This is a genomic window from Maribacter sp. 6B07 (assembly GCF_002700155.1).
GTDB classification, from domain to species: Bacteria; Bacteroidota; Bacteroidia; order Flavobacteriales; family Flavobacteriaceae; genus Maribacter; species Maribacter dokdonensis.
Genome location: NZ_PDUT01000001.1, coordinates 376733 through 401863 on the forward strand (window position 1 = coordinate 376733; position 25131 = coordinate 401863).

General features: G+C 35.8%; 13 protein-coding genes. 4 read left to right on the forward strand and 9 right to left on the reverse strand.

What is annotated here, in order from left to right; translation table 11 throughout:
• Window positions 1-10: 10 nt before the first annotated feature.
• The 9 genes from CSC80_RS01580 to CSC80_RS01620 all read right to left on the reverse strand — a co-directional run bounded on the left by CSC80_RS01580 (window position 11) and on the right by CSC80_RS01620 (window position 19242).
• Entirely contained in the window at window positions 11-1909 is a 1899-nt protein-coding gene (locus CSC80_RS01580) for a metallophosphoesterase (RefSeq protein WP_236973302.1), read from the reverse strand.
• On the reverse strand, window positions 1864-4854 hold the full coding sequence (locus CSC80_RS01585; RefSeq protein WP_180268569.1) for a glycosyl hydrolase 115 family protein: 2991 nt from the start codon (window positions 4852-4854) through the stop codon (window positions 1864-1866). Before CSC80_RS01585 ends, CSC80_RS01580 begins: the two co-directional genes overlap by 46 nt.
• Window positions 4832-5896, reverse strand: a complete 1065-nt coding sequence (locus tag CSC80_RS01590; RefSeq protein ID WP_099189318.1) for a phosphatidylinositol-specific phospholipase C1-like protein — start codon at window positions 5894-5896, stop codon at window positions 4832-4834. The genes CSC80_RS01585 and CSC80_RS01590 overlap by 23 nt, the downstream gene beginning before the upstream one ends.
• A complete protein-coding gene (locus CSC80_RS01595) occupies window positions 5896-8460 on the reverse strand; it encodes a glycoside hydrolase family 3 protein (RefSeq protein WP_099191368.1) in 2565 nt (854 codons plus the stop codon). Before CSC80_RS01595 ends, CSC80_RS01590 begins: the two co-directional genes overlap by 1 nt.
• A 36-nt stretch (window positions 8461-8496) precedes the next feature.
• Window positions 8497-9792 (reverse strand): alpha-L-fucosidase, encoded by a 1296-nt coding sequence (locus tag CSC80_RS01600; RefSeq protein ID WP_091606124.1) that lies wholly within the window; start codon window positions 9790-9792, stop codon window positions 8497-8499.
• A gap of 4 nt (window positions 9793-9796) precedes the next feature.
• Window positions 9797-12121, reverse strand: coding sequence for a GH92 family glycosyl hydrolase (locus tag CSC80_RS01605; protein WP_099189320.1), 2325 nt, complete (start codon window positions 12119-12121; stop codon window positions 9797-9799).
• A 10-nt stretch (window positions 12122-12131) separates the two neighbouring features.
• Window positions 12132-14186, reverse strand: coding sequence for a glycosyl hydrolase 115 family protein (locus CSC80_RS01610; RefSeq protein ID WP_143751711.1), 2055 nt, complete (start codon window positions 14184-14186; stop codon window positions 12132-12134).
• Window positions 14187-14496: 310 nt separating this feature from the next.
• A complete protein-coding gene (locus tag CSC80_RS01615) occupies window positions 14497-16146 on the reverse strand; it encodes a RagB/SusD family nutrient uptake outer membrane protein (protein ID WP_099189324.1) in 1650 nt (549 codons plus the stop codon).
• An 18-nt stretch (window positions 16147-16164) separates the two neighbouring features.
• Complete coding sequence (locus CSC80_RS01620; protein WP_099189326.1) at window positions 16165-19242, reverse strand: TonB-dependent receptor; 3078 nt, start codon at window positions 19240-19242, stop codon at window positions 16165-16167.
• Between the two features lie 312 nt (window positions 19243-19554).
• On the opposite strand from CSC80_RS01620, the gene CSC80_RS01625 reads away from it, so the two are divergent.
• From CSC80_RS01625 to CSC80_RS01640, 4 genes are all read left to right on the forward strand, one after another.
• Complete coding sequence (locus tag CSC80_RS01625; protein ID WP_236973303.1) at window positions 19555-20943, forward strand: DUF1080 domain-containing protein; 1389 nt, start codon at window positions 19555-19557, stop codon at window positions 20941-20943.
• 5 nt (window positions 20944-20948) lie between these two features.
• Window positions 20949-22304, forward strand: a complete 1356-nt coding sequence (locus CSC80_RS01630; protein ID WP_058103617.1) for a Gfo/Idh/MocA family oxidoreductase — start codon at window positions 20949-20951, stop codon at window positions 22302-22304.
• 163 nt (window positions 22305-22467) lie between these two features.
• Window positions 22468-24303 (forward strand): alpha-L-rhamnosidase C-terminal domain-containing protein, encoded by a 1836-nt coding sequence (locus CSC80_RS01635; protein WP_099189330.1) that lies wholly within the window; start codon window positions 22468-22470, stop codon window positions 24301-24303.
• A gap of 11 nt (window positions 24304-24314) precedes the next feature.
• Complete coding sequence (locus CSC80_RS01640; protein ID WP_058103619.1) at window positions 24315-25130, forward strand: SDR family oxidoreductase; 816 nt, start codon at window positions 24315-24317, stop codon at window positions 25128-25130.
• Window position 25131: the final 1 nt, after the last annotated feature.

The following is a 25131-nucleotide window of genomic DNA, read 5'->3' on the forward strand; positions in this document are numbered from 1 at the left end:
AAATAACAGTTTATTCTAGAACGTTAAGGCGTTTCTTTTCAATAGTCCCAGCTTTTACATCTATTGTAAAATGATCTGATGGTTTTCCGTTACTACTTTTCTCGAAAATATATGACCACAATCTGTAAGCGCTATCATCAGATTGTTTTAATTGACTACATAAAAATTCGTACTGTTTTAAACGAGCTTTTCCAATATCGGCAAAGGCCAATTCATCTGCGCTTCTTAAGCGATAAAAATCATATATCATGTCAAAACCCGTCCAGGCCTTAAAATCACCTCTAGATAAATTGGCGCTATTAAAGCTATTGTCAAGATTATCGTTTTGAGCCATTAAAAGCTCTTCACCTGTTTTATGCATAAAAGTTTCAACAAATTCTTGTGACCAATCATTTGGCAAAAAACGAAGCCTAACCAATTCCTTTAAATGCCATTGTGTAAAATCTCTATAATTCTCAGCTGTTAAAATGTCTTTATTCCAAATTTCAGTAGTCTGCGTATTTTGTAAATAATTATATTCCTCCTCGTATAAGGAAAATAGACTATTGAATTTTTCAGCTTTTTCAATAACAACCGTCTCCACTTCAAACTTGGTTTTAGAATGTATCGTTAATATCTTATAACCAGGTGCGTATGCAGCTAATGACGGAGTTTGAATATTGTATAAAGTGTTACCTTTTGTACTTGTTCTTACACCAGTATCATTAATATGCATATGACCACCAAAATGAATTTCAATACCTGCATCTGCAAATAACTCTGCCACTTCCTCTTTTGGCACACGGTGTAGTTGCATTTTCGATTCACCAAAAAAATGTTTCATTTCATCTGATGCATTGTCATTATAATCAACCATGGGATAATGACTAAAAGCAATTAAAACCTTGTTCATTTTTTTAGCCTTCTCTGATACTTTTTTTACCCAATCTATTAAATGTCTTTTTTGTAAAAGCACATTATTGTACCCTGTACTTGCACTTTCAAAATCATTGATATTTTCTGATACGCCAGATAATTTATTTTTTGGAACATAAACATTGGCATCTAATGCCAATAGCCAAAGGCCTTCGGTTGGTTCTACTAGATAACTTGCATCTGGGTGTTTATTAAACGCATCGATCGCATAGGTTCTATTTTCCAATGAAGACGCTTGCTCTGCCTTGTTAAACGTATAACCTTGATAAGAGTAATCTGAAAATGGAGTTTCCCAATACACGTAATCTTTTTGTGGATAAAAACCAAAAGCAGCCATTTCATTTAAAATATCTTGGTATCCCCACTTTTGAATTTCCGAGGTAATAATTGGGGTAAGCCGCCCAGCTAAAGTATCCTTTATATTTTCAATTGAACTTGTAATTATCTGTTCTTTTCCCCCAATACCCAAAAAATCGGTTTTACCGGCATCATGCGTAAAGGGTTTTACAGGATCATGATTTCCTGTTGTAGCAAAAAATAAAATATCATGCTCGTCGGTATAGCGTTGTAAAATTCTACGCAACCCCTTAACATGTACGGGTTGGCCATCATCACTAAAATCACCTGGCAATGCAACTATTTTAATTCCCCTTTTTACAATGTCATCTAGCGCTTCAATAAAGGCAAAATAATTCTCATTGAATATTCTGGTAGATTGTAATTGTGCATTCATAGTACGAATGTTTACAAAATCACCGGTTTTATGGTTTTTAATTCTTGTGTAATCTACATCTTCAAATTGCGCATAGATATCTTGAAAATGTGCATCTGCAATAAATGCAATTTTCACTTCTTCAAATTCTTCTTCCTTTCCAGTACCACAAGAAAGCATCAAAAATAGCAGAGCAACATACAGAAATCTATATTGCTGTCTAATTCTAGTTTGAATTATTTTTTGACCGTTTCTTTCGGAAAGGCATAGCTCTTTTTCCATCCTCCTAAATCTATCAACACTTGATCAATTAATACTCCAGGATCTACCATCCATATTTTCAATGTATGTTTTCCTGCCTTATTTACAATTTGTTTTACCGTTTGTATTGATGCGTTTCTAAGTACATTCTGTTTCCATACCTCACTTCGACCTTTGGTTTCAAAATTCACAAAAACCGGTGTAGCGTCATCAATAGCAATTGCACAGCGAACTCCTATTCCAGCAAATGGGGCATGAGTGGGTACCGCTTGTATATTCACATCTACCTCACCAAAATTAAATGTATAAAAATCATATTCCAAAACCGGACTATTCGCTTTTATTTCCTCTAAATCTATCAAAGTCGTTGAAGTTCTAGGCAGTGCAGTTATGACCTTATTGGTATAGCCCATACCTTCAAATAACTTCCAATTTGCCTCTTTACCTTCTTTCTTTCTTGTAAAGTTTTCGGCATGTATAGATACATAACCCTTATCCTCAACAAAACCGTTGTAGTTTTTTAATGCCTCGAATTTAGGATTGTAAGCAGATACACCAATGGTAGTAGTTTTCCCTTCTGATATAAATTCAATAGCACTATTCACCTTATAACTCGGAGGAATCAACTGAAAATCGTGTCCTAGCGGAGCTTCTTTTTTATTCTCGCCTTGGGGAACTTTGCTCCAATCTATACTCACCCAAATACGTTTTTCCAAATTATCAGAATTTAAGGTTCCTTTATTTTCTGACAAGCGAATCCAATCTGATTTAGGTTTTGCTTTCCAATTAACCGTACCCTTACCATTTGCAAAAACATCAATATAATAAGCACTCTTAGTATAGCTATTAAAAACAGGAAGTACATCTGCATAGCTATTAATTACCTTATCATTAACCTCCATCTGATACCCTTCCAAGGCTAAACCCAAACTAGTTTTTTCACTGTTAACAACGGCAAAGGTTGCCGGTTTTGCAAACACCGGAAGAAAACGAGGAGCCATTGTCATAATATGGTTCCATTTACCATTTTTAAGCACTGTATTGTAGTAATCGGTCTCTTCAATGATTCGATTATAAGCTTCTTCTGATAATACGCTAAAAGTATTCGCACTTTGCCTGCCTTGTTTAGCTGTAAATTGGTTCTTAAAACTATACAACCACTTCTGATTTAATTTAGATGCACCAATAACCGGGTAATACACCAATTGGTAAAAAGCATCTTTTCTATACATTGGTATATTGTTATAAATCTCCTCTGTAGCATTTATTAAACTTTTAAAACTATCAATACGCTCTGTAACCTCATCGCCATAATGAAACTGTGTTAATTCTGTTTCCCCTTCTTTAGTAACCGGCTCTACCTGGCTCCACGCCATAAACTCAGGTCTTCTTATATACGCCAAACGGTTATTTTCAAATAATACATTTGTAATTTCAGTTGCAAATGTTTCACCAAATTCACGCGAAGCCCAATTCTTAGTATGCTGTTTTACAGACGAACTTTCATTAAAGTCCTCCATATTCCAAGCCATATCTAAAAACAGTTCAATGTTATACTCATGTGGTTTAATATCACCGCAATTTAAAATCCAAATATTACGAGATTGAAGCTCAAATGCTTTTGACATTTCTTCCCACATCAAAACCGGATTGGTAGAATTCAACCATAAATAATCATGCGGTCTACCCCAATATGATGTATGATAATATACCCCGGCACCACCCGCTCTTTTTTGCTCCTGCGGATTACTTAATTGACGTATGTACCCGTAGTTATCATCAGTCCAAACCAAAGTGATATCCTCAGGTAATTCAAGTCCGCTTTGGTAATAGTTCAACACCTCTTTATAGGGCACAAAAGCTTGTGGAATACTTGACGGGTCTTTCTTTGTCTCCTTAGCTAAAATGGCTCGTTGGTCGGTAATTACACGCTCCAACAAATGTACTTGTGCATCGGTATCATCTTCGCCAACGATCATGGGCGAATCATGCTCACCACGCATACCCGTAGTGTAAACACCTTCTAATTTGGCTGTTTCTTTTACTCTTTTGGTGAATAGCCTTTTTATGGTTTCTGAATTGGTATCATATCTATACTCCCCCATTTCATCATGTTTCCATTCCGTATTTATATTGCTAAGCATGGGTTCAGCATGCGATGAACCAATAACAATGGCATAATCATCTGCCACAAATTTATTCTCTGGGTACGAGTAAAATGGTTTGGTACTAGAATGCATGGCAGGCCAAATAGTATTTGCCCGTAATCGCAATAACAATTCAAATACTTTGGCATAAGTTTTTGGGCCTATATCACCAGTTTCTGTTTCAAAATTTAAAGCTGCCCATCGTTGTAATCCCCAATCTTCATCATTAAGAAAAACACCTCTGTACTTTACAGAAGGAGATTTTGAAACTTCTTTTTCCATAGTAAGAGAAAGTGACTCTTTTTTAGTCGGAGTAACATCTGCCCACCATTCCCATGGTGATACGCCTATTTTTCTGGAGAGTTCTAATATACCATAGGCTGTTCCCCTCCTATCACTACCTACAACCACTAAAGCTTTCTTAATAGTAGATGTTGGATTTTCAACAATCTGAATACTATACCGTTCCCATTGTTTTTCAATTACAGAAACATCAATTTCACCAGCAGCGATCATGCTATCAATCAATTTATTGCTACCAATGGTACCGGCAATTATTGTAGTTTCAGACCTACTATCTTTAGTGGAGACTCCAGGCTTTTTTCCTGTGATGTTATAAACGTCAGTTGCAAATATATTTGATGCTATAGTTACAACCTTTGCATCTTTCTTATCTATTAAAATAGAGGTAATCGCATTGTCCCCTACAAGTGTAAAATCAGAAGTAGCTTGCTCTTGTGCCGCTAATACCACCACTTGAAAGCAAATGAGCATTACAACTATCTTTTTAATTAAGTTACTTTTTCTTAATTTTCTCATACGTCCCATCTTCAAAAATCACTTTATAATCAGAATCAAATAATGTGGAGGGCACATAATAATCTGTAGAGATTACTTGCGCTCCCGATGCCTTTGCCTTCTCAAACTTTTCATAATCATTGGTTCTTGCTTCTTTAGTACCGGCATCTGCCCTAGTGCGAACCATATATCCTTTTGAAACCAGTTCTTTTATATACGCGAACTCTTTAACCGGGTTATTTACTATTCTAAAACCAGCTTCTGCATTGCCCTCTTTACTATTAACAAATAAGACTCTCCTTTTTAATGATTCATGACCTAATAGATATTCATTAATTCGTTTCTCCTTTTCGTCTAACACAAATAAGAACTTCCCTTTTACACTATTCAAGCTTGGCCACCCCTTTGTTAAAATAGCTTTTTCAAGGGATTCAAAATCACCCCTAACATCATCTGGAGTTATTAATTGACTTGCAGGCAGCACACTTTTTATTTCATCATCAAGCGCATTTAAGGCGCTTTTATCAAATGACAAAGGTTCTCTAGTTTGTGGTACTTTTTGATCTTTCGTATTGATAAGAATAATTACAGGAGTATGATTTGGGTTGTTATCCGACCATTTTTTCAAGGCTTTTAATCCATCAGAAAATAATAAATAGTGGCTTCTAAAATCAATATCCTGAACATGAAACATTTTAAGTCCGGGTTGTTTCAACTTTTCTTCCACATCAAAAGTCAAAGGTTCTTGACCAAGAGATCTTACTATTTCTAATCCTTTAGGGTTAGAAAAATAACCTCCTTTTGGATCATAAAAAACATCCAATTCTAAATTCCGTAAACCTAAATTCAATTGTTCCTCTAAAGAAATATGGGTGTATTGCAAACTTTCCATTTTCTTTGGTTCCACCGTATGCAAGTAATCGTACAACGGTCTTTCAATCGCAATTTTATATGAATTATGACTACCTATTACTTGAATATCGTTTAGTGACACATGTTTGCTCTTACAGCCTACGAATGCAAAAGCAGATAACAACATACACAAAGCAATGGTCTGTTTCATTATTTTATTTTTTTTGATTTTTGAAGTCGTATATCTTTAGAAGATGCGCCTACCATAAATTGATATTCGCCTTTTTCGAACGACCATTGTTTAGCTTTTTCATCCCAATACTGCAGGTCATTTTTAGATACTTTAAATTCAATAGTTTTTGATTCTCCAATATCTAAGCTGATTCTTTCAAACCCTATCAACTTTTTAATAGGTCTGTTTACAGCTGAATTATTAACCGTATAATACAACTGCACTACCTCATCGCCATTAAAAGTCCCAGTATTTTTAATTGTTGCAGATATTAAAACAGCATCAGATTCAGACTTTACTTTTAAAGAATCATATTTAAATTGGGTATAACTTAATCCATATCCGAAAGGATACAGTACGTCTCCCTTAAAATACATATATGTTCTACCATTAGACACCTCGTAATCATCCATATCAGGCAAATCTGAAACCGATTTATAAAAGGTAAATGGCAATCTACCTGCAGGATTGTAATCTCCAAACAATACATCTGCAATAGCAGTACCGCCGGCTTCACCCGGATACCATGCATCTACAATTGCAGGTACATTATCATCCATCCAATTAATAGCCAAAGAGCTACCAGCAACCAAAACAACAATTAGATTTTTGTTCTCGGCATATATCTCTTTTAAGTAATTGACCTGGTCTTCTGGCAACGCTAACGAAGTTCTATCGCGACCTTCCTTTTCAATAGATTTATTAATACCCATTACAGCTATCACATAATCGCTCTCTTTGGCAACCTGCTTGTCCTCCGTATATAAATCGTCTGTAGTTGCTGGTACTTCCCAAAGCAATTGACAAATAGCATCGCCTCCATTATCAAAATACTCTAATTTGATAGCGTATTTTTCACCCGCCTCCATATCTAATTCTACCTGGTCTGTGGTCATACCACGGTTGTGCCATTCATCCACTACCAATTCACCATTCAACCACATACGAACCCCATCATCAGAATTCACCCCAATCTTATAAACTCCTGAAAAATTTCGGGTTATGTAACCAGACCAACGCATAGATTTATGACGAAAGTTGGTAAACGGATCTGGTGGATTATTTACTGGATCAAAATTCACCACTTTATCAACGCGCGTTTGTGGCGTACCCTCTAAAAATTTGTCATCATAATATTCTCCGTACAAACCAGATTCACCTGTTTGGTCATTCACCAAATTTTCAGCTTCAATTAAATTTAAGTTTCTAGCCGCCGTTTTCCATTTCACATAAGTGACCTCTGCCTTATCACCAACTTTATTTCTAATACCTTCTAAAGGTGATATGGGTTTAATTACGGGAAGACCACTATAATCGCCAAAAACAACCTGATTAGCATTAAAACCAACAACCGCAATTTTTTTAATATCCTTTACATTTAAAGGCAATATATCATTTTGATTCTTCAACAAAACCATAGATTGTCTTGATGTTTCCAATGCCAGTTCTTGATGCTTTTTAGATCCAATTACATCTGGCGAGATTTTAGTATAAGGGTTGTCGTCAACTTTATCAAAAATCCCTAATTTAAAACGAGCGGTTAAAACCCTTTTTACCGCCTTATCTATATTTACTTGGGACACTAGCCCATTTTCATATGCCTTTAACAGGTGTTCAGCATAAATATCGTCTCCACACTCCAAATCAAGTCCACCTTCTAATGCTACCTTGGCAGCCTCATCTTTAGTAGTTACATATTTGTGCGATTTCTGAATATAGGTGGGTGCACCACAATCACTTACTACGTAACCCTCAAAACCCCATTCATCTCTTAGAACAGTATTCAATAGCCAACCATTTGCAGTACTAGGCACCCCATTTAAAGCGTTGTATGCACTCATAATAGATTGGGCATTACCTTCTTGAACAGCCACTTTATATGCAGGGAAATAATATTCACGTAAAGATTTTTCTGAAATATTGGCGTTGTAAGCAAACCTGTTTTCCTCTTGGTTATTGGCTACAAAATGCTTCGGTGTAGAAACTACCTTTAGATATTTATCATCATCGCCTTGCAAACCTTTTACAAAAGACATCCCTATTCTACTAGTTAAATATGGATCTTCTCCATAGGTTTCTGGAGTTCTACCCCAGCGTGGGTCTCTAGCCATATTAATGGTAGGAGACCAAAATGTCAATAGATCACTATACACATTCTTTTGCTCTTTACCTTGATTGTAGAAATTCCATTTACCCCTAGCCTCATCTGAAATAGCGGTTGAAACTTGATGAATTAAATTTGGATTCCATGTTGATGCCAATGCCACCGCTTGCGGAAAAACAGTAAATCGACCACCTTTTACTACACCATGTAAAGCTTCATTACCATGATAATAATTTTCTATTTCCAATCTTGGAATAGCCTCAGCAGTAGAAATCAACATAGAAATCTTTTCTTGGATTGTAAGCCTACTCATTAAATCAGCTACCCTTGTTTCTAATGGTAAGTCTTGATTTTTAAATTCCCATTGGTTTTGTGAAAAACCAGCTAAGGGAATCAATATAAATATTGCGAATAATGGTACAATTTTCTTAATCGACATAAATCGTATTTTGATCATCCTTCTCAGACAGTTTTGCTATTTAATAAATTCCACATTTGTCACCTTAGCCACAATAGGGTTAGGCCAAACCTTATCATTGTATAGCCGTTGTGCTCTACTTATTGAGATTTCCAGTAAATCTTTATGTTGAACAAAATGAGATGTTGGTGTGTTTTCCGGCCAATATTCAACCACTAAATCATTCTGCCCTAAAACAGAAACAGCCGTATTTTTAGTTGCCTTCATATTTTTAAGCAGAAAATTTCTTCTAAAACCTTTAAACCAATCTTTTTGACCAGTTATAAAAACATATGCCGTATTTTCATCTTTACCTTTAGTAAACCACATATCGCCATCTTTAATAATAGTTGGCACGGGCCTTACATTTTTGATCCCTTCACTATTTACATACATCCAAAGGGCAATTTCTCTTAACCGTTCTTCTTGTTCCAATGGAATTTCGCCATTAGGCTTAGGACCAACATTCATTAAAAAGTTACCTCCTTTTGCTCTTATTTCTATTAGTTTTTCAATTAATTCAGTTCCAGTTTTATAAGACTCATTAGTAGGTTTATACTGCCACTGGGTTCCCATGGTCATACAGGTTTCCCATGGTCCTTGCATTGCCGTATTGGGTATACTCTGTTCTGGAGTTTCCATTTCTCCTCTTGTAACTACAATATTTGGGTCTAAAGAATGTACATACTGTACTATAGGTGTTGTTTTAAAAGCATCGAAAAATATTACGTCAATAGGTCCATAATTGCTCACCAACTCTTTAACCTGTTTTTTATCGTACTCCAGCAGTTCTTCATTTTCTGTAATCTGACTCATTCTACTATTTCTTGAAATGAGTTCTCCTTGCTTGTTTAAAAAGTTAAAATCCTCAGGAGAAAAATACACACCTACCTTTAGCCCTTGCTTACGTAATGCATTAAAAAGCTCACCAGTTATGTCCTTACCGTAAGGAGTATTCATGATGTTAAAATCAGTGGTTTCCGTATCCCACATGCAAAATCCGTTATGGTGTTTGGTAGTAAACACAACGTATTCAGCACCAGTTATTTTAAATAACCTTGCCCATTCGTCTGCATTAAACTTATCTGGATAAAATGTTTTAGGAAGTTCATTAAAATACCGATTAACATAATCATCTGATGCCCCTACCAATGAGTGACTTATTACACTACCTAATTGGGAATCAACGCTCCAATGCACAAAAATCCCAAATCCCATATCCATAAAATCCTGTTCTAAATCTACCCTATTATTTATTTGTGAATAAATTGTAGAGCAAAAAAAAGCCAATAGAACTGATACCTTGATTCTCATATTTTTATTTTACTGTATTGGTCATTTCCAAAATTAGCTCGCCCCCTTTTACAATATCGTCATGTCTTAAGCTATTAGCTTTTATTGATGTTCCATTAAACTCGGCCTCTGATACATAAAAATTAGCATCACTATTGTTGTTCGCTTTTATGGCAAATAGGTCGCCACTATAAAAATTATTATTCAATTTAATAGTAACCTCATCAAAAATAGGGCTGCCTATTTGGTATTCAGGATTAGCTTCTGTACCTCCGTTCATTTGAAAAATTCCAATTTTAATAAGTACAGCCAAACTGCCCATTAATCCTTGGTCTTCATCTCCATTATATCCGGTGGATGGTGATAAGCCGCCAAAAACAGTTTTCGCCACTTTTCTTGACCAAAGTTGTGTAAGATCTGGTCTATCTAATTGACTAAAAATAAAAGCTGTTTGTATAGAAGGTTGATTACCAAAATTGATTGGAATTCTACTATACTCAGGATGTAATTCTACCGAATGTGATGAACCTGCCGTAAAACCTAAATCTTCTGCAGTTTCAAACTGTTCATTTAGCTTTTTAATTGCAGCATCTGCACCTCCCATTAAGCTTGCCAATCCTTTAATATCATGAGGGACAAACCATGTAGATTGTGCTCCATTAGATTCTATAAAGCCATTTTCTGCTTGGTACGAATCATAATCTGCTTTCCATTGTCCATCAACATTTTTGGGACGCATCCATCCTATTTCGGAATCAAAAACATTTTTATAATTAGAAGATCTCGCCAAGAAATAATCATAATCTTCTTTGTAACCCATCTTTTTCGCTAATTGCGCCAGCGTCCAGTCTTGGTACGCATATTCCATGGTTAAACTAGCACCGTCTTGATGGCTACCAAATTTACCTTCTGGAATAGGGTAAGGCACATAACCTTGATCCATATAATATTTTAAGCCACCACCAACATTAGTTGTGTGCTCATAGCCGGCTTTCTCCATAATTCCGCCAGCTAAATGATTTTTCTTTAAAGCTTGGTAAACGTCTTCCAATTCATCTACAATAATTCCTTTTTGTATTGCAGTAACCATAAAAGGTGTAGCACTTGCTCCTGTCATCACGTAGGTATAATTACCTCCCGAAGGACCACGTGGTATGAGTCCGCCATCTTTATAATACTGCATTAAGGAATTTGAAAAGTCATACATTATTTCAGGATACACCAAGCCCCACAAAGTATTCAAGGTCCATTGTGCTCCCCAAAAAGAATCTGAATTATAATGATTGAATTTTGGCGAGCCATCAGCTTTTAAAGGCAGTTGCCCTACTTTAAATATTTCTCCTGTATTATTAGGGTAAGCACCATTTATATCATTAATAATACGCCTACCTTGTAATGCATGCCACAAATCTGTATAAAACCTTCTTTGATCCTGTTCAGAACCGCCTTTAACATTAATTCTTCCAAGTAAACCGTTCCATTCTCCTTTTGCTTCCTCTTTAACCTTCTCAAACTGCCAGTGCGGTAATTCTTTGGACATATTAAGCGCTGCATTCGCTACAGAGGTATAAGATATACCCACTTTCATTAATACATTATTTTGGTCCTTATCCAAAACAATGAGATAATTACCTGTTTTGTCATCTTTATTGACGGATACTATTTTAGCGTTTAATTTTACTTTAAAATAAACGGTTAAAGGCTTCGGTCTCCTATGCGTAGGTTCCATCGTTACTTTACCGGAAAGCTCATTAGCTGAATTCTGCTCTAAAAAACCATCTGTATTACTACTAGGGCCTAACAATGTATTAAGGTTAAAAAGTATAGCTTTATCTTCTTGGTTATCAGGATAGCTATATTGATGAAAACCTACTCTTTTAGTACTGGTCAATTGGGCGGAAATATTAAAACGATCAAGATTTACTTTATGAAAACCAGGCATAACCACCTCCTGATCATGACTGAATTTTGAATAGAAATCTTTATAAATATCCTCTTTGCTTTCCTTATTTGTAGTTACGGGCATGACCGAAATACCAGACATTTGCCATGCATGTATGTGACTGAATCCCTTTATTGTATCTGTTTTATATCTATAACCACTTCCCCAAGCACCCCCAATTTGGGTATCTGGACTCAGGTTGACCATACCAAAAGGCCTGCTTGCAGATGAAAAGTAGAACCATCTAGAATTTTCCGTATCTAAAAGAGGATACACCTTAGCCGTGTAATCAATATGCTGTTTACCATCGGTTTTAGATTTTACGGGCCGTTCTTTACATGCACCTAACATCAATATTGATATGCTCAGTAAAATAACGTTATATTTAAAATTGTAGCCAAATCTCATTCTTATCAATTTAAAGAGTCATTTTAGTAAGATTAGTTTCAATAGCATTAAGCATATCATAAGAAGGAAAACCATTATTTTGTCTTCTGTTAGCTATAGCATACCAGTTTTTCCATTTATCATCGATATCACCGGTACTTCTGCGATCTAAAATTGTATCTAGTTGTGTCTTTGCTGCTGGTAGTATAGAAATAGCTTCTTTCAAATACTGTTTATCTTTAGTATTCTCAAATTGTTTTTTGAGTTGAGCCATTTTATGTAATGATGTTTCAAAGGCAATTAAATCTGAATACAACTGCGCTGGAAGAAGCACATAGGAATGGTAAAAATTATCATTGTTACCCAATTTTTCATATCCTAATTTTGCTTCAGTAATTGCTTTCTTTAAAACTACATTGATTCTTTCAACGTTTTCTACATCACCAATTACACGATTATAATCATATGGCACAGGTGATTTTCCCGGTCTTTCTATTGGGGCGTTGGATAAATAAGAAACTGCCTCCCTAATTTCCCATAAATGCTCTACATACCCCTTTCTGCCCTCTTGTGCCTCACTTAAATATTTCATTGAATTCACTGCATGTTCAGCTGCTTCTGGGCTAAAGTATTGTTCTGTCCAATCTTTATAAAAAGTATCCGCATGAAAGTCATCTGGGCTATAGCATACCTGGCTATAAGCAACCAGATTTAACAGAAACGGTCTAAAATTTTGCCCATTGACCAAACAATAATTATCAGCATCATATTTATGGAACATTTCTTTCATTACAGACTCCACCTTCTCTGGGTATGGATTGTGTACCGTATGGTTTAGCCAATAACCAGCATGCATATATGTTCCAAAATCATAACCATCGGTAGTACTTGGTAAGTGCTCAAATTCGCCAAATCCATGATCAGACCAAAGCACGGTCCAATCTTTAGGAGGTCTAAAACCATTGTTCCACATTTCCATACCATCAGAATAGCAAACAAGTACCTTTTGAGACTCTGGCTTATACTCATCTACCAGTTCACCAAATGCGGCATAAACCTCATTAAATACCTCAATTTTACTTTCCCCACAGGTACTTTCATATTTCCAATCCCATACTTGGTGGCGTGGTCTTAATATAAAAACGTCTGTTTTTGCCAACGGTGTATCCTCAAAATAATAGCGCCAAGCTTGTAACCAATCTGCTTTATATGTTTTCCAACAATCTGCTTTTTCAGCATCCATTGGATGAATTTGATACCCAAGAGCAAAATCTACCGCTATCTTCATTCCTTTCTCATGGGCATAATCTATCATTTTCTCTACATAGTCAATATCTATTTGATAGTCTGGCTTTAAGGCTTTATACTCAGGTCTAATAAAAAACTCGGGTCTACCCAACATGTCGAAAAGTTGAATAGAATTATAACGAAGACGTACCAAAGAGTTGATCATTTCAGTATAGCTCTCCCAATCGTATTTTAATAACTCGCCCCTATAGTTTGCCAATTCATCTACGTCATTCTCAAAATAAGTTAGCATTGGCACCTTTGGTGGAGCTATAATCTTTGGTTCAAAGTTCAATAGGTCATTGATCTTTTTCTTCTGAGGTAATTTTCCCGTCCAATACTCTAAGGGATCAACACCCAAAACATCTTTTGAGAAATCATATATCGCATATTGCAAACCTTGCTCATCTGAACCTGCAATAACTATAGCTTTATTCTTATGATAAGTATTTATAGCCCAAATGCCACCTCCAGAACCTGGTTTCGATTTAGAAAGCTTTACTTGGCCATTAGTAACAAACTTATTTATAAAGGTATCTTGAGAAGTTCCTAAAATAAATACAAGTGTATTTTCAGGTACCGTAGAATTCGGTGTGATTATAAATACATCTTCCTCTAAAACTTTTTCTAGATCGTTTTTTAGATCACGAATCGTCGAAGTTGCAGCAGTAGTAGCATGTTCTGCCATAACTAAATATACAGCCGACGGATTTTTAAAGTTGCTGTTACAGCCTATACAACATGCTAAACAAGCAGACAGAATTAAGAAATGCTTTAATAATCTGTTTTTTTTAATCATTCGTTTACGTCTTTCTATTTTATAGAAGTTTTGAATATCTGAATTCACTACATTTTAATATGAACAAATGAAGTGATCTTGAAACTATAAATTGAAAAAGGAATTTTGAATTGGGATAAATAAGCTAATCTCAGAAATAAGCGCTGTAATCATATTAACTCAAGTATACTATATGGTTAAAATAATCTCACCCTCATAATAGTCTTTTCCATATCATCTAAAGCATAATACAGGCAGGTACAAAACCTGCCCATATCAACTCAAGGAATGAAAACTAACTTCTTATTATCTCTTAAAATTCCATAATTTTTTAATAACCAGGATTTTGCTCTAAAGAACCATCTGACAATTGTAGTTCATTGGCAGGTATTGGTCTTAACAAGTGAATGCCTGCATTGAAAGTCCCATGATCCATAACATGTGGATTGTATAGCGCAATACGCTCTTCTAACTTACCGGTACGCTTTAGTACCGCCCATCTATTTTCTTCTCCTGCAAGTTCTATAGCCCTTTCATTTAAAATATCATCAATGCTTATCGATGTATATTCATTTGCAACACCAGTGGCTCTCTCTCTAACAATATTTAAATGATTAAGGGCCGATGCTGTATTACCTGCTCCCAAATAAGCTTCTGCTGCAATTAAGTGTGTGCCGGCTACCCTAAATACGAAGGTATCTCTAGCCCCATCGGTATCTTCATTAAAGTCTTGATCATCGAACTTTTTAAATATTGGAAAATTTGTTCTTTCAATATTTAAAGAATATAAATAATTAACTCCTGGTATATCATCGGGCAATCCAAATAGATACTGATCTGGTTGGTATACCCAATAACGATTTAAGCGATCTGCTAATTCATCCGCATCTAGTGCATTTTTAGGGTAATAAACTATGGTATCACCTGCAACAATATTATCTGGACCATCTGGTTCATCACTGTCGGCTATGATCGCACGGTGAATTGTAACATCTTCCCTTGTATCGTTATCGGCGAACAAAGAATAGAAGAATGGTGTAGGCATTGCCCCAAAACCACTTACCCCATAGGGTGTTGTAGTTCTATTCACACCAGGATAATTGAATACCTGATTCATAAAAAGCGAATGCTTGTTATTACTTTTATCATCTGCCAATCCACTATTTCCATATTGTATGGCAAATAATACTTCGTCATTTTCTTGATTACCATAATCAAAAACCTCTGCAAAAGACTGGCTACGAATATCATAATCACCTATCGCCTGCTCAGCCAATGCCGCAGCTGTATCAAAATCTGCCGAAGTACCGGCCGAAGTGTATGCCCTTGTCAAATAAACCTCAGCTAAAAGGTGTTGTGCTGCGCGTTTAGAAATTCTTCCTGTACTAGGGTCATCTAACAATACAGGAATAGCCTCTTCTAAATCTGAAATAATCTGTGCATATGTTTCAGCTTCTGTAGATCTGACATAATCTGTACGAATGGTCTGCACCTCATCTACCTCTATGACTACCCCTCCGTATTGTTGTACCAAATTAAAATACGCCAAACCTCTTAGTGCCTTAGCCTGGGCTATACCGTAATCTCTTGCCCCTAAATTTGCATCGCTCCAGTTTATTTGATTCTCATATCTGTTAATAACAATATTGGCTTTACCAACTACACTATAATTATTTGACCAAACCGCAAGGCCTTCACCTGAGTTTAAATTAAAATAGTCGTTTGTTGGACTAAAAGAGAATATTTCACTTTTACTTGTAAAGACATCAGTGCCCAAATATTGAAAAGTATACTCCTTATAAACATCTCTTAAACTGCTATACACCCCAACCACCAATTGATCGGCATTATCTTGTGTAATAAAATTCTCAGAAGTAATATCTGAGTATATCTCTTCTTCTAAATAATCATCGCAGGCATAATTCAGCGAAATCATGATAAAGAAGACAGTTATAATCTTTATATATTTTAATAGTTTCATCTTTTTATAGTTTAAAAATTAGTACGATAATTTTAATCCGAATAAAACTGTTTTGACAGAATACCCCATATTATAGGAGTTCTGTAAACCTGTTTCTGGATCCGGACCAGCAAAATCGGTAAAGGTGAACGGATTTTGAACATCAAGCGATAGACGTAACGTAGACATATTCAACTTGTCTAAAAGGTCTTGAGAAAATGAATAGGCAAGACCAATATTACCAATTCTTACAAAAGACATATCTTCATAGAACCAAGGGTAAGAAGATTCTCCATATTCTGGCGAAGGATATCTAGCATCAGGATTATTAGGTGTCCAATAATCTTGCTTTAAACTATTGAATACTGCTGCATCACCATTAAATGAAGCAAAGTTTTGATGAAACTCAGAATGTCCAAATACTCCTTGCCTTGTATTTACTTGAACGTTCAATTCAAGATTCTTATAGTTAAAGGTATTTGTCATACCTGCGATCCAATCTGGAGATTGAGAACCTATAACCCTTTTATCTTCTTGGTTAATAACTCCATCACCATTTTGATCTACATATTTATACTGCCCAGGTAATAGTCCAAAGGACTCCGCTTCCGCAGCCTCGTCTATTTGCCAAATACCATCTACCTCATAATCAAATGTTGCATCAATTGGTGCACCTACTTGCAAAACTCCATTCAGTCTAGAGTCCGAACCAACTAAGATCTGCTCTATACCATCATAAAGCTCAAGTATTTCGTTATCATTATTCGTATAATTGATGTTGGTACGCCATGTAAAGTTGTCTGTACGTACGTTTACGGTATTTAAGGTAAGTTCCACACCTCTGTTTCTTACCGAACCAAAATTACCTACGGTACCAGAATCTCCAAAACCAGTTACGAAAGACAATTGACGGGCAAGAATACTACCTTCTGTTTCTTTGTTGTAAAATTCAAAACCGAAATTAACCCTACTATTTAGAACAGAAAGATCTAATCCGAGGTTATACTCCTTAGAAACCTCCCAAGATAAATCTGCATTTGACAGCCCCTCAACAGATTTACCAACATTAAAATCATCACCGAACAAATAACTATCCTGTGCCAAAAATGCTAATGAACTATATGGGTTTACCGTTTTGTCATTACCGGATTCACCGTAACTTAAACGTAATTTCAAATTACTTAACCAATCAACATTCTGCAAAAAAGGTTCTTCACTAGCTCTCCATGCAAAAGCTGCGGATGGAAAAAATGCCCATTTATTACCTACCGCCAGTTTAGAAGAACCGTCATATCTACCAGTAAAAGTAAACAGGTATTTATCATTAATACTATAGTTTAAACGACCCGCAAACGAGGCTAAAGTCTCTTTTTCATAAAAACTACCATAATCTCTAGGTATCTCTGCACCTCCTTCAGTATTAAAGAACAAGTATGCATCAGTATCAAAATCACGTACCTGTATATCACTTCCCTCAGGGTTAGAATAGTACAATGAATTGATCAAGGTAGTTTTAAGGTTGTGACCTTCAGCTATATCAAAATTAAAATCAAGAATATTATCCCATGTATAAGATGTCTTAAAGTCTGTTTGATAATGAGACTGAATTCTAGATGGGTCATTTCTTGATGATTTCGTTAACAAGCCTCTATATTCCCCAAAACGTTGAGTACTAATATTTGGAGAAAATTGTGTTTTAAAATTGATCCAATCGTTTGGCTTATAGTTAAAAAATACATTGGCGATAACATCTAAGGTTTTAGTATTAATTCTCCAAGCACCCTCTGCATCATAAATAGGGTTTACAAATCGTAAATCTTGATCATCTGGAAATAAAATAGGCTCTCCGTTCTCGTCATAAGGATTAACCGTTGGTGCTAGGCGCAGTGTACTTCTAAACAGTTCTCTACTACCTTCTTCTCTTTCTGAAAGAGCCAAATAAGATTTAATACCAACCGTTACCTTGTCAGATACTTTTTTAGATAAAGAAGCACTTAGATTATATCTTTCGAACTCCTCTATACCCATGACACCTTCATCATGTAAATAACCAATTGATCCGTTATAGACCAAACCATCACTACCACCGGACATACCAACGGTATGGCTAGTTTGTAAACCTGTTTTTCTAAAAAGGTCCATCCAATCAGTATACCTACCATTAGCAACATTAGATGCTTCTTCGTTAGATGATTGAATTTCAGTGGAGCGATCTACTACTATACTATTATAAGATGCAACCGTTCTATCTGTACCTTGCCAAGCTCTAGCCCTTAGAACATCATCCACAAACTCTAAATATTCAGGACCTGAGTAAAGTTCTGGAACATTAGTTGCCGATCGTAATCCAAAAGAAGAATCATAAGTAAAAACGGTTTTACCTTCAATACCACTCTTTGTTGTAATGATAACCACACCGTTAGCACCTCTAGAACCATAAATTGCTGTTGCGGAAGCATCTTTCAAAATATCCATCTGCTCGATATCAGAAGGATTCAAAACACTTATATCATCGAAAAATATACCATCGACCACAAAAAGAGGTTTAGAAGGATCATCATCTAGATTATCACTAACACCATCACGCTCATTACCTTGGTTTGCAGTAATTACGGTATTACCACGAATCTTTATAGATAAAGGTGCTCCAGGTTTTGAATTAAGGGTTCTTACATCTACCCCGGCAATACGCCCTTGTATTGCCTGCCCTACATCCGTCTTTCTTTGCTCTGTAAGCGTTTCACTGTCTACAGAAGCTACAGCGCCCGTTAAGTCACTCTTTTTCACAGAACCATATCCAATTACTACTACCTCATCTAGCTGAGCCGTATCTTCTTCCATAGTAATTTGAATGTTAGATTGACCGGAATAAGTCACCTCTACAGGTTTATAACCTAAATAAGATACACTTAGAACATTTCCATCATCTACCGCTATACTAAAGTTGCCATCAAAATCTGTAACCGTTCCATTTGATGTTCCTTTTACTACGATAGATGCTCCAGGAATTGGCATGCCTTGGGTATCTGCCACCGTACCCGTAACGCTACTCTGCGCCAATAGTACCGATGACATACCCAATAAAAGGAATACCATTAATAGTTTTAGTTTTTTCATTTTTGTTATTGTTAAGTTAATTGACTACTAATGTATTGTTAAGACCAAGTTAACAGATGGACATATTCATCGAAAATATGGACAATCATAAAATAGTCCATATTTGCTGTATTGTATATTTGACAAAATACACATCAAATAATTGCGAAATTCACATAGTTTGTAGAGGCAAAATTTCATATTTTCAGTATTTAAAGTAAAGTCGAAATTTGCCGTTAGATGGTAAAATCCATGCTTTGTATTAAAATGTCCATCATAAAAAAACTAAAAAACAATACTTTGTAAAGCCTTTTTAAAACCAAAATGACAACAATGAAAAATTACCTGATCAACAGTAAATTATTACTCGTGGCAACCGTTACATTATTAATTAGTTGTGGCGATACTCCTAAAGACAATGCCCCGTGGGTGGATCTTTTTGATGGAGAAACTTTAAACGGATGGCATAAATTAGGAGGAGATGCAACCTATGCCGTTAAAGAAGGTACTATAGTAGGAACCACAACCCACAACACTCCTAACACATTTTTAACTACAGATGAAATGTATAGCGATTTCATATTAGAATTAGACTATAAGGTAGATTCTACCATGAATTCGGGAATTCAAATTAGAAGTAATAGTATACCAACATATAGAGATGGCAGGGTACATGGATATCAAGTTGAAATAGACCCTTCTGAAAGAGCCTGGAGCGGCGGTATTTATGATGAGTCAAGGCGTGGTTGGCTAAACCCTATGACCGATAATCATGCTGCACAAAAAGCCTTTAAGCAAAACGATTGGAACCATTATAGAATTGAAGCTATAGGTGATACGATTAAAACTTGGGTAAATGACGTACCTGCCGCATATCTTATAGATGATAAAACCGCAAAAGGCTTTATATGCCTACAAGTGCATAGCATACATAAAGATCAAAAAGCAGGAACAGATATTATTTGGAAAAATGTAAGAATCATAACCGATAGTGTTTCTAAATACTCAAGAAATTCTCCTTTAACACCTATTATTACCAATAATCAACTGACCATAGATGAAAAGAAAGACGGCTGGAAACTTCTCTGGGACGGAAAAACTACTGATGGTTGGAGAGGTGCCAAGTTAGATGAATTCCCTGAGAAAGGATGGAAAATTGAAGATGGCGTTCTAAGTGTACTTTCTTCTGGTGGGGAAGAATCTGCCGCAGGTGGTGATATTGTAACCAAAGAACTTTATGGAGATTTTGAATTGAAAGTTGATTTTAAATTAACCCCAGGAGCCAATAGTGGCATTAAATATTATGTTGACACTGAGATCAATAAAGGTGAAGGGTCTTCTATTGGCCTGGAATATCAAATATTGGATGACAACCTTCACCCCGATGCAAAAAAAGGAAACCATGAAGGCAGCAGAACCGTTAGCTCTCTTTACGATTTAATTCAAGCAGATGTAAACAAACCCATTAAACCTATAGGTGAATGGAATACAGCTTATATCATATCTAAAGACAACCATGTAGAACATTGGCTAAACGGGACCAAAGTTCTTGAATATGAAAGAAAAAGTGATGCATATAGAAAATTGGTTTCTGAAAGTAAATATGCCAAGTGGCCCAATTTCGGGGAATTGGATAAGGGTCAAATACTACTACAGGACCATGGAGATTTAGTATCGTTCAAAAATGTTAAAATCCGAGCTATAAATAATACAAAAGAATAAATACGATGAGTTCAAACAGAAGAAATTTTATTAAGAAAACAGCTTTGGGTGCAGTTGGGGCTACGATAGCCAGTGGTACCGCAAATGCGATGACAGCAAAGAGCTATTCTAAAATAATAGGTGCAAACGATAGAATTCATGTAGCTATTCAAGGTTTAGGTAGAAGGTATGGTGCCTATATACCTGCTATAGCACACAAAAAAAATAATGTTGAGCTTACCTATTTATGTGATGTAATGAAAAGTCAGCGAGACAAAGCTGCCACAGAAGTAGCATCTAAAATTAGCAGCAAACCAAAATTGGAAAACGACATCAGAAAAATATTGGACGATAAAAATGTTGATGCCATATTTATGTCCACGCCAGATCATTGGCATGCACCAGGTGCCTGTATGGCAATGCAAGCCGGCAAACACGTTTATTTAGAAAAACCTTGTAGTCATAACCCGCGCGAAGGTGAGTTGGTGGTTGCCTATCAAAAGAAATTTGATAAAGTAGTGCAAATGGGCAACCAGCAAAGATCTGCCCTAGAATCTCAAGAAATTATAAGAGATATACACAACGGCGTAATTGGTGATGTTTATAAGGCGACCGCATTCTATATTAGTGCAAGAGGTCGTGTGCCTCACCAAACCAAGGCAAACCCGCCAGAAGGTTTAGATTGGGAACTTTTTCAAGGACCGGCCCCAAGAAGAGCGTACACGGACAACACTTGGGATTATAATTGGCATTGGTACGGATGGGATTATGGTACCGCAGAAATGGGCAACAATGCTACCCATGAACTTGACATTGCACGTTGGGCATTGGGTGTTACCTATCCCGAACACGTATCTGTAGATGCTGGCAAGTATCATTATAAAGATGATGGATGGGAAATGTATGACACAATGGAAGCAACTTTTAAATTCGCTGGAAACAAAACTATTAAGTGGGATGGAAATAGTAGAACCGGATATCATAAATTTGGTAATAAATATGGTAGAGGCACCATAGTTTCAGGTTCAGAAGGTACTGCATATATTGATCGCGGCGGTTATAAGTTATTTGACCAAAAAGGAAATTTCATTAAAGAAAACCTTTCTTCCGGTGAAGAAGCAGGTACTGCACTAGGTGGTGGTGGCGATATGTCAACTCTACACACTGTCAACTTCTTTGATGCCATTAGGGGAAAAGCCGAATTAACCTCTCCTATAGATGAGGGTGCTATTAGCCAAATGCTAACACATTATGCAAATATAGCTTCTAGAATAGATGATTCATTTGAAGTTGATGAAGCTACAGGTCGTATTTTTAATAGAGAAGCCATGAAATTATGGTCTAGAACATACGAACCAGGTTGGGAAATAAAAGATGTATAACCATCATATTCTATCATAGCAATACTTATTTGAAATTGCCTTCTTATTAAAAAAACAATGACATATAGGTAATACCCCCAATAAGACTATTATACTAGATACTATGCTACTGACAGCATAGTATCTAGTTCTAAATATCATAAATATACATATCGTAAATACTATGAAAAAGCATATTCACATATGTCTTATACTACTTTCTATTGCAGTAACCCAAGCTCAAAATAGTAATACAAATATTGATTTAAAAACTACTATCATTCCACCTGCTAAGGTTAACAGACTAACAGGCGATAGTTATTTAATAGATTTTGGTAAAGCATTTTTTGGAACCATACAATTATATAGCAATAAATCTCAAACAGATTCATTGATCATTCATTTAGGTGAGAAATTAAACGATAAAAATGGAGTTGATAAAAATCCGGGAGCAACAATACGATATCAAAAAATTGTATTACCACAATTGACCGCCAACACCTTAATCCTTCCAAAATTAATTGCAGATAAGCGTAATACCACAGGTGCTGCCATACAGTTGCAAGATAGTATTGGTGTGGTAATGCCTTTTCGATATTGTGAAATTGAGAACCTAAAAATTCCAATTACCGAACTACAGATTCATCAAAAAGCTTTACATCACAAATTTAACGATGAAGCTAGTGCCTTCTCATCATCCAACAAAATTCTAGATTCCATATGGGAGCTTTGTAAACACACTATAAAAGCTACAAGTTTTACAGGTTTTTATGTAGATGGTGATAGAGAGCGAATACCATATGAAGCAGATGCCTACATAAATCAATTAAGTCATTATAGTGTTGATAGCCTCTATATCATGGCAAGGAGAACTAATTCTTACTTTATTGAAAATCCTACTTGGCCTACAGAATGGTTATTACATACGGTGCCTATGTTCTACACTGATTATATGTATACGGGAGATATAGAACCGTTAAAACAACATTATAAAAATCTTAAATTAAAAACCTTAATGGAACTAGAACGTGCAGATGGCCTTATCAGTTCTTCTTCCCCAAATCTGAATGCAGCATATATTCAGAAACTAGGTTTTAAAAAGGCAGATACTAAAATAAAAGACATTATTGATTGGCCACCCGCTCAAAAAGATACAGGTTGGAAATTAGCTACCCCAGAAGGCGAAAGGGATGGTTACGAAATTGTACCGGTAAACACCGTGGTAAACGCATTCTATTATTATAATCTAACGTTAATGGCAGAAATCGCAACTGTACTTGACAAAATAGAGGATGCAGCTTTTTTCAATAAGAAAGCCAAAAATGTAAAAACCACTATGAATACAAAGTTTTTTAATTCGGACAGAGGATATTATACAGATGGCGAAGGATCTACACATTCTTCCTTACATGCTAATATGATGCCTTTAGCGTTTGGCATTGTACCAAAGGAACATGTTAAAACGGTTACCGAATATATAAAAACCAGAGGCATGGCTTGCAGTGTATATGGTGCACAATATTTATTGGAAGGTTTATACTTAAGCAATGAAGCACAATATGCTTTAGACCTCATTACAGATACCAAAGGCGATAGAACATGGTGGAACATGATAGAAATTGGCGCTACCATGACCTTAGAGGCTTGGGATGTAAAATACAAACCAAATGCTGACTGGAACCATGCTTGGGGTACGGCACCCTTGAACATAACTACACGTTACATGTGGGGCATAAAACCCAAAGCAGCAGGATTTAAAATAGCCGAAATACAACCTCAACTAGCTAATTTGAAATTTTCCAATATTAAAGTACCCACCATGAACGGGGTCATTAAAGCAAGTTTCAAAAAAGACAAAAAAACACATCAATATATCATAGAAATACCTGAAAACATGTCCGCTGAATTTAAAGTTCCTCTAATTAATTTAAAAGGCAGACATAACGGGAAGAAAATTAAACCAAAACAACAAATTATCATCCTTAACAGTGGAAACCATACGATTGACCTAAAACAATAATCAACACAAAAATGAACTTATTCAGTATAGAAAACAAAGTAATTCTAATAACCGGTGGCGGTGGAATACTTGGCGGAGAAATGGCAAGCTACCTACTTAACAACGGTGCTACCATTGTCATATTGGATTACAAAGAAGATATCGTCAATAGCGCCATAAAGCAGTTAAAAAAGATCAACAATAACGTTACCGGATTTGTTTGCAATGCCTTGGATGAAAAAAACTTAAAGGAAGTTTCTGATAAAATCATCGCCAAATTTGGAAAAATTGACATCTTAATCAACGCTGCAGGCGGGAATATGCCCGGAGCCACTATATCCGTTGACCAAACCATATTTGACGTGAATATTGATCATTTTAAGAAAGTGGTTGATCTAAACCTATTTGGTAGTATTTTACCATCCTTGATTTTTGGCAAAGAAATGGTTAAGAACAATAAGGGTGTAATTATAAATATTTCTTCTATGACCGCCCAAAGTGCAATTACAAGAGTTGTTGGGTATTCAGCCTCTAAAGCAGCCATAGATAATTTCACCAAATGGCTTTCTGTAGAACTAGCAACAAAATTTGGAGAAGGTATTCGCGTAAATGCAATTGCACCAGGTTTTTTCATTGGTAACCAAAATAGAACCTTATTAGTTGATCAAGAAACCGGTAAATTTACCGAACGTGGAGAAACAATTATTAAGAACACACCCATGAAAAGATTTGGAGAAACCAATGAATTAAATGGTACTATTCACTATCTATGTGCCGAAGCATCAAAATTCGTTACCGGAATTGTTGTACCAATAGATGGAGGATTTAGCGCATTTAGCGGAGTTTAAT